General features: G+C 68.7%; 2 protein-coding genes. Both read left to right on the top strand.

Features of this window, described 5'->3' with window-relative positions:
• Window positions 1–63: 63 nt before the first annotated feature.
• The gene (locus RMN84_RS03285; RefSeq protein ID WP_309610780.1) at window positions 64–1,056 is read left to right on the top strand and encodes an adenosine kinase; all 993 of its coding nucleotides are present in this window, start codon (window positions 64–66) and stop codon (window positions 1,054–1,056) included.
• A 57-nt stretch (window positions 1,057–1,113) separates the two neighbouring features.
• The coding region (locus RMN84_RS03280) for a class II fumarate hydratase (protein WP_309610779.1) at window positions 1,114–2,215 on the top strand (1,102 nt) is incomplete at its 3' end.

Below are 2,215 nucleotides of genomic sequence, written 5' to 3'. Positions count from 1 at the left end.
GGATGCCAGTTGTCGTGACGGGTCGCCCCCGCTAACCGGCGCGCTTCTTCACGCGGAGTTCCCATGACCGACAAGACCCTCGACGTGCTCGCCATCGGCAATGCCATCGTCGACGTGATCGCCGACGCCGACGACGCCTTCCTCGCCGGGCAATCGCTCGACAAGGGATCGATGCGGTTGATCGACGAGGGTGAGGCGGTGCGGCTCTACGGCCTGATGAATGCCGGGCGCGAAGTCAGTGGGGGATCAGCCGGCAATACCGCCGCCGGGCTCGCCGCGCTGGGCTGCAGCGCCGCCTTCATCGGCCAGGTCGCCAGCGACGAACTGGGCGACATCTACAAGCATGATATCGAGGCTGAAGGCGTGCGCTTCCTCGTCCCCGCGCGCGGCGACGTCGGCGCGACCGCGCGCTGCCTGATCCTGGTCACGCCCGATGCGCAGCGGACGATGAACACGTTCCTGGGTGCGGCGCAGATGCTGGAGGCGAAGGACGTCGATCTTGCCGCCGTCGCGTCGGCGAAAATCCTCTATCTCGAAGGCTATCTGTGGGACCCGGCGCAGCCGCGCGCGGCGATGAAGGCGGCGATCGACGCGGCGCGGGCGGCGGGAACCAGGGTCGCGTTCACCTTGTCCGACAGCTTCTGCATCTCGCGCCATCGCGACGATTTCCTCGCGCTGATCGACGCCGGCCGGATCGACATCTTGTTCGCCAATGAGGCCGAGATCACCGAGCTGGCCGGCGAACGCGCGTTCGAGGCCGCCGTCGCCGCCGTCGCGGCGCGCGTGCCGCTACTGGTCGTCACCCGCAGCGCGAAGGGTGCGGTCGCCATCGCCGGCGACGAGCGCGCGTCGGTCCCGGCCGAGCCGATCGCACGGCTGGTCGACACGACCGGCGCGGGCGACCTGTTCGCCGCCGGTTTCCTGGCCGGGCAGGCGAAGGGCAAGTCGCTCGAAACCTCGCTCCGGCTGGGCGCGATCGCCGCCGCCGAAGTCATCCAGCATTATGGCGCGCGGCCCGAGGCGGACCTTAAGGCGCTGGCCGCCGGGCTGCTCTAACTCGACTCGTCGCGCTTCGCTGGCTAGGGCGCGGGAAGATAGTTCGGGGAACAGAGCATGAGCGCCACACGCAGCGAAACCGACAGTTTCGGGGCAATCAACGTCCCCGCCGACGCCTATTGGGGCGCGCAGACCGAACGCTCGATCGGCAATTTCCCGTTCGGGACAAGCGAGCGGATGCCGGTCGAGATCGTCCACGCGCTGGGCTTCGTCAAGCAGGCGGCGGCGCGGGTCAATGCGCGCATCGGCGGCTTGCCCCCGCAGCTGGCCGAGGCGATCCAGCAGGCCGCGGCCGAAGTCGCGCGCGGTGACCTCGACACCCAATTCCCACTGGTCATCTGGCAGACCGGCAGCGGCACCCAGTCGAACATGAACGCCAACGAGGTCATCGCCGGGCGCGCCAACGAGCAGCTGGCGGGGACGCGCGGCGGCAAGGAGCCGGTCCACCCCAACGACCATGTCAACATGGGCCAGTCGTCCAACGACAGCTTCCCGACCGCGCTGCACATCGCTGCAGCGCGCGCGGTGTGCGGCACGCTGATCCCGGCGCTGCGCCTGATCCACGCCCGGCTCGATGCGCAGGCCAGGCAATGGGACCATATCGTCAAGATCGGGCGGACCCATCTGCAGGACGCGACGCCGCTGACGCTCGGCCAGGAATTTTCCGGCTATGCGCAGATGATCGCCGACAATATCGAGCGGGTCGAGGGGATGATGCCGCGCCTGTTCCGGCTGGCGCAGGGCGGCACGGCGGTCGGCACCGGGCTCAACGCGCCCAAGGGGTTCGCCAAGGCCTTCGCGAAGGAAGTCGCCAACCTGACCCAGCTGCCGTTCACCAGCGCGCCGAACAAGTTCGCCGAGCTGGCGGCGCACGACACGCTGGTCGAGCTGTCGGGCCTGCTCAACGTCATCGCCGTGTCGCTGAGCAAGATCGCCAACGACATCCGCCTGCTCGGCTCGGGGCCACGCTGCGGGCTGGGCGAACTCAAGCTGCCGGAGAATGAGCCGGGCAGCTCGATCATGCCGGGCAAGGTCAACCCCACACAATGCGAGATGCTGACGATGGTCGCGGCGCAGGTCATGGGCAACCATGTCGCGGTGACCGTCGGCGGCCTGCAGGGTCATCTGGAGCTCAACGTGTTCAAGCCGCTGATCGGCG

Origin of the sequence: Sphingomonas sp. (assembly GCF_031380695.1) — a bacterium.
In the GTDB taxonomy this organism is placed as follows: Bacteria; Pseudomonadota; Alphaproteobacteria; order Sphingomonadales; family Sphingomonadaceae; genus Sphingomicrobium.
Note: the sequence above shows the minus strand (reverse complement) of the source record. Positions and strands in the feature narration are given on the sequence as shown.